The sequence below is a fragment of the Aphanizomenon sp. UHCC 0183 genome (assembly GCF_009712065.1).
GTDB lineage: Bacteria > Cyanobacteriota > Cyanobacteriia > Cyanobacteriales > Nostocaceae > Dolichospermum > Dolichospermum heterosporum.
Window position 1 is genome coordinate 10,201 of sequence record NZ_VILC01000132.1, and the last position, 5,708, is coordinate 15,908.

General features: G+C 41.1%; 5 protein-coding genes and 1 tRNA gene. 5 read left to right on the plus strand and 1 reads right to left on the minus strand.

Annotated features, from left to right (window positions below):
- Window positions 1-453: peroxiredoxin (locus FJR37_RS24475; protein ID WP_217355382.1), on the plus strand; the 453-nt coding region annotated here is incomplete at its 5' end.
- 516 nt (window positions 454-969) lie between these two features.
- Here the strand turns inward: FJR37_RS24475 and hpf are convergent.
- Window positions 970-1,614 carry a ribosome hibernation-promoting factor, HPF/YfiA family gene (gene hpf, locus FJR37_RS24480; RefSeq protein ID WP_027402588.1) on the minus strand — a complete coding sequence of 215 codons (645 nt, stop codon included), beginning with the start codon at window positions 1,612-1,614 and terminating at the stop codon, window positions 970-972.
- 831 nt (window positions 1,615-2,445) lie between these two features.
- Between hpf and lipB the strand changes: the two genes are divergently transcribed.
- From lipB to FJR37_RS24500, 4 genes are all read left to right on the plus strand, one after another.
- Window positions 2,446-3,144: a lipoyl(octanoyl) transferase LipB gene (lipB, locus tag FJR37_RS24485; RefSeq protein WP_168467359.1), complete on the plus strand. Its 699-nt coding sequence runs from the start codon at window positions 2,446-2,448 to the stop codon at window positions 3,142-3,144.
- A 285-nt stretch (window positions 3,145-3,429) separates the two neighbouring features.
- Window positions 3,430-4,095: a peptide-methionine (S)-S-oxide reductase MsrA gene (gene msrA / locus FJR37_RS24490; protein ID WP_039200698.1), complete on the plus strand. Its 666-nt coding sequence runs from the start codon at window positions 3,430-3,432 to the stop codon at window positions 4,093-4,095.
- 232 nt (window positions 4,096-4,327) lie between these two features.
- Window positions 4,328-5,203 (plus strand): M48 family metallopeptidase, encoded by an 876-nt coding sequence (locus FJR37_RS24495; RefSeq protein WP_039200697.1) that lies wholly within the window; start codon window positions 4,328-4,330, stop codon window positions 5,201-5,203.
- Window positions 5,204-5,311: 108 nt separating this feature from the next.
- Window positions 5,312-5,395 (plus strand) — tRNA-Leu (locus tag FJR37_RS24500).
- Window positions 5,396-5,708: the final 313 nt, after the last annotated feature.

Below are 5,708 nucleotides of genomic sequence, written 5' to 3' on the forward strand. Positions count from 1 at the left end.
ATCAAAGTTGGAGATACCGCCCCTGATTTTAGTCTACCTGCCCAAAATGGCAAAAATGTCAGTTTGGCAGATTTTCGGGGTCAAAAATCCGTTGTCCTCTATTTTTATCCCAAGGATGATACACCAGGATGCACTGTAGAATCTTGCGCTTTTCGAGATCAATATGAAGTGTTTCAAGCCGCTGGTGCTGAAGTTATTGGTGTGAGTGGTGACTCTAGGGAATCTCATCAAAGGTTTACAAATAAATACAATTTACCTTTTACACTTTTAAGTGATCAAGGTGATCAAGTCCGAAAACAATATGGCGCAACTGCCGTTTTTGGTTTTATTCCCGGTCGAGTTACATACCTAATTGACCAAAATGGTATTGTTCAATATGTATTTGATTCTATGTTGAACTTTAAAGGTCATGTTGAAGAAGCATTAAAAACCCTGCAACAACTAGCAGCATAAGTAAAATAAGATCCCCGACTTCTCTAAGAAGTCGGAGATCTAACTCTCTTTCATCTCGTTCCCAGTCTCTGACTGGGAATGAATTCTAGAAGGCTCTGCCTTCAATGATAAGCTGTTGTGCATTTAGTTTGTATAATTCTAGGGGGCAAGATGCCCGCACTACAAAGTTCAAGTAAATTATGGTTATCAAATTTAGCTGCGTAACAGCTTATTAGAGGCAGAGCCTCATTAACTGCATTCCTAGTCAGAGACTAGGAACGAGATGTGGTAGGGATTTGAGATTAAGTTGACACCATTAAGCTTTTGCTTTAGGGACTTCCAATTAAAAAAATCCCCAAAAGTTTCTTGTGGTGCGGGACGAATTGCCCGCTAATTACCAAGGACAGGCAGGATGCCCATCCCACAAAATTGGGTGATTGCTTCCCTTCCCTCGCAATGACTGTAAATATTTTTGTCCAATTACTTAGTAGAGACGTTTCATGAAACGTCTCTACATATAAAGAATTTAATCAGACTTTATTTGGAGTGAGATTTTTCGGGAATACCAACATTGGCTTGGGCTGATTTGCCATTTCTGCTGTTAGAATGACCGTTATTGCGGGGTTGAATGACTCCATAACCGCCGTGATTACGTTCATAAATGACGTTAATCTCACCTGTTTCGGCATTATGAAACATATAAAAGTCATGACCCACCAATTGTAGTTGTTCCTGCGCTTCAGCCAATGTCATTGGCGGCATAGAGAAGTATTTGGTACGAACAACCTCTTCGGGTAATTCAGCGGTGCGATCGCCTATTAAATCCGCTGCAACATTCTCTGGCGCTACTACTTCGTTAGTTGATATAGGTTGAGTTTTATGATCCTGCCTTTTTTCCTTATATTTCCGCAATTGCCGAGCAATTTTATCTGCGACTAGGTCAATACTTGCATATAAGCTTTCGCTGCTTTCCTCCGCACGGATAACACTACCATTAGCATAAATAGTTACTTCTGCTGCTTGCTTCGTACTTATTCGGGGATTGCGAGCTACGCTTAAATGGACATCCACTTCATTGGTGATGTTCTGGAAGTGACTAACTGCTTTTTCAATCTTTTGATGCACATATTCACGAATTGCATCAGTGATTTCAATATTTTTACCGTGGATGACAAGCTTCATGTAAACTCTCCCGCTCAATATTATATGTGATGTTTTCAGTTAGGAATAGAAATTGCGGTCAGGCCTATCACTGCCACCGACACAAATTGTTACCTATCCCTAAGACATTGTTTTTTAGCATTTTTAACACTTCTTGCATCTTCAAGTTGGCGCTTATTTATCCTCTTGTTTCCCAACTGGTTGTTAAGCAATTGGCTATTTAAGCAAAACTATTGAATTAGGCTGCTTGAGATATGGTTCTTTTAAACGCCTACTTCTATGGAACTTTACCAAAATAGGAGTCCCCGCCTTTTTTCGTCCCCCAGTCTTTTTCACTATTGTATAGAGAATACAATCCTTTTGGGAAATTTGATCCTGATTGATACAAATAAATTTTTAAGTTGCCACCAGTCAGTAAATTAGTTGGTATTGTCTTAGCTGAATGCTCTCCTCTGTCTAACACCCATTCAGGTTATATATTTAAATTAGCATTTTGTGAGTTCTAAAGTATATTTCCTTGATGTTCCTTTAAGATCCTTTGCATAGCTTGACATTTGTTCGCTATATTTTTGGGAAATAAGAGGCTTTGACTCCCCCTTCCCTGGTAGGGAAGGGGGTTGGGGGGTTAGGTTTATATTATATTTTTACATTTTTTAACGCCCACTTACTTAGAGACTTCCAAATAAAAAAATGTCCCAAAACTAACGCAAAAACCCTCCCTATTTCTTCTCTCTCTGTGTTCTCTGTGCCTCTGTGGTTCGTTTGTTCATTTATTTATTGGGATAATTTATTTCCTGGAAGTCCCTTATCGGGTGTCTTCCCTCTTGCCTCTTCCCCCTTACTTATGCACTGATGATTCCTAGCACTCAATCAACCCCGTACCGTTGTTTACTATATAATGTTGGCGTAATGCCTTATGAAACCGCTCATCAGTGGCAGCGATCGCTAGTTGCAGAGCGTATTCACAACCCAGAACTAGATGATGTCCTAATTTTACTAGAACATCCCCCCGTTTACACCTTGGGGACAGGAGCAAACCCAGAATTTATAAAATTTAATCTTGACAAAAGTGCTTATGACGTGCATCGCATTGAAAGAGGTGGCGAAGTCACATATCATTGTCCAGGACAATTGGTAGGTTATCCCATTTTAAACTTGCGTCATTACCGTCAAGACCTCCATTGGTACTTGCGTCAACTTGAGGAAGTATTAATTCGCGTTTTAGCAACTTACGACTTAAAGGGAGAACGGATTCCTGGTTTTACCGGAGTTTGGCTAGAAGGATACAAAATTGCCGCCATCGGCATAAAAGTGAGCAAATGGATTACTATGCACGGTTTTTCCTTAAATGTATGTCCAGATATGACAGGATTCAAGCAAATTATTCCTTGTGGCCTTGTTGATAAACCAGTCAGCAGTTTAGCCGCATGGATTCCCGACATTACCTGTAACCAAGTCCGACATTCTATAAATCAATGTTTTGCAGAAGTATTTGACGTGACCATGAAAAATTCAGAAAGTAGGGGCGCAGGGCCTGCGCCCTGCCAATGATTCATCAACAACACTATGAAATTCAGGGCGTTGCTGATTAAGGGGATGAATTTTAGTCTCACGCAAAGGCGCAAAGGCGCAAAGGTAAGATTTTCAAAGGTTCAATTTGGAAATTTCATACCTTGATTCAGCAACGCCAAATTCAGAAAGTAGGGGCGCAGGGTCTGCGCCCTGCCAATGATTCATCAACAACACCATGAAATTTATTCACCCCAACCCGGAATAGCGACAAAAATCTTTACAATGAAGAAGAATAGCAATCATACATAATACAAATTAAAAACAATGGGAATATTCGGATTTGGTAAAAAGTCAACTATACCTACACCAGAGCAAGCCTTACCAGGACGGGCAGAAGTAATGCGAGTACCCGCACAACATTACGTTAATAAGAATCCTCTAAAAGCGCCTTTTCCCCCAGGCTTAGAAACCGCCATGTTTGGTTTAGGCTGTTTTTGGGGAGCAGAACGCAAATTTTGGCAACAACCAGGAGTTTATACCACTGCGGTAGGTTATGGGGCTGGTTACACATCCAACCCCACCTATCAAGAAGTCTGTAGTGGCATGACCGGTCACAATGAAGTAGTATTAGTAGTGTTTGACCCCAAAATCATTACTTATTCCCAACTGTTGAAAGTTTTCTGGGAAAGTCACAACCCCACCCAAGGAATGCGTCAAGGTAATGATGCTGGTACTCAATACCGTTCAGGAATTTACGTTTATTCACAAGAGCAAAAAGAACTAGCAGTAACATCACAGAACGCTTATCAACCAGCCCTCAGCAGTGCTGGGTATGGTAAAATTACCACAGAGATCTTAGATGCACCTGAATTTTATTATGCTGAAGAATACCATCAGCAATATTTAGCCAAAAACCCCGGTGGTTATTGTGGCTTAGGTGGTACTAACGTAGCTTGTCCCGTAGGTGTTGCTGAAGCACAAGTTAGTTAGGAACGCAAATTTAATAACCTGCAATTCTGATGTAACCTGGAATGGTGCGTTACGCTGTCGCTAACACACCCTACTTTTGCACCTTATTTAATTCACATTCCTTAGAACCCCAGAAATCAACACAATATCGTAGGTTGGGTTGACGCAAGGAAACCCAACAAAATCCTCGGTCATCTTGGGTTTTGTTATGTCAAAAACACTAGAATTCACATTTTCTCTTAATTTAAATACTATGTCCTTACTCAAAACCTCACTCACAGGCTTAAAAGCAGACTCATTCCGTCATCCTCTGGACTTGGAAGCCACCAAAACCCTCAAACAAATTCCCGGTTTAGATATGATGGTGCGGAATTTGCTAGGTCCAATGGCTGAACAGGTTTTTTATGTGGAAAATATCGCTTCTAGTATTTTGGTAGGAGAAAAACAACTTCCTGATTTACACAAGTTACTATTGGAAGCTTGTCAAATTCTGGATATTGATCCACCTCAGTTATATGTGCGTCAACACCCAGCCCCCAACGCTTACACCTTTGCCATGCGAGGTAAACAGCCTTTTGTGGTCATTCACACATCCTTGATTGAGATACTTACACCTGAAGAAATACAGGCTGTAATTGCCCATGAATTAGGTCATCTCAAGTGTGATCATAGTGTGTATTTAACACCTGTGAATTTATTGATTTTAGCCGCTGCCATTGTCCCAAATGTCGGCGCTGTCTTGGCTCAAGCTATCCAGTCACAATTATTAGAATGGGTCCGCTGTGCTGAGTTTACCTGCGATCGCGCCGCTTTGTTAGCTACCCAAAACCCGAAAGTTGTCATGTCAGTATTAATGAAGTTAGCAGGTGGTTCTCCCAGTTTAGCGCCTCAACTCAATTTAGATGCCTTTGTAGACCAAGCTCGCGCCTATGATGACATTAGCAAAACTGAATTGGGGGAAATGGTCAAATCCGCCCGCACAGCCCAATTAAGCCATCCTGTCCCCGTACTACGAGCCAGGGAAATTGACCGTTGGGCAAGTAGTCAGGAGTACCAACAGTTAGTGCAAAATCAGGGGATTAATTACAAAGGTGAATCTCCATCCCCAGGCGGATGGCGGAATTGGTAGATTTTACCGGAATCCGTTTCTGGAAATTTCCCAAAAAGTTTCTAAATTAGATCTAATTACCTATTGCCAAACTAAAAAAATAGGCTATAATGGTAAAGTTACACCCAAGGGCGGGTGGCGGAATTGGTAGACGCACCGCACTCAAAATGCGGCGGCCGTGAGGTCATAGGAGTTCGATTCTCCTCCTGCCCATATTTGTCAAGGCTTTATTTGTTTGGCCGACAGACCCACCTATGAATTTCCGGGCTAATGGCTAAAGTTTACTGACAGTAAGTTTTCATAGAAGGCAGAGCCTTCTAGAATTCATTCCCATACAGAGTATGGGAACGAGAAAAAGTTCAAAAATTTCTAGTTCTTTTAGTCATCAAAAGACAACTTTTGTTATGAGACTGGGAATTCATTCCCAGTTGGGTTGTGGGTTTTTGGCAAAATTTTAAATCTCACCCGTGTTTAACTCTTACCCTTAGTATAGTAATATGAACTATATCTGTAATTATAATTAGGG

Coding starts and splice junctions, on each gene's coding strand:
- lipB (WP_168467359.1), top strand. CDS start 2,446: ATGATTCCTAGCACTCAATCAACCCCGTACCGTTGTTTACTATATAAT.
- FJR37_RS24495 (WP_039200697.1), top strand. CDS start 4,328: ATGTCCTTACTCAAAACCTCACTCACAGGCTTAAAAGCAGACTCATTC.
- hpf (WP_027402588.1), bottom strand. CDS start 1,614: ATGAAGCTTGTCATCCACGGTAAAAATATTGAAATCACTGATGCAATT.
- msrA (WP_039200698.1), top strand. CDS start 3,430: ATGGGAATATTCGGATTTGGTAAAAAGTCAACTATACCTACACCAGAG.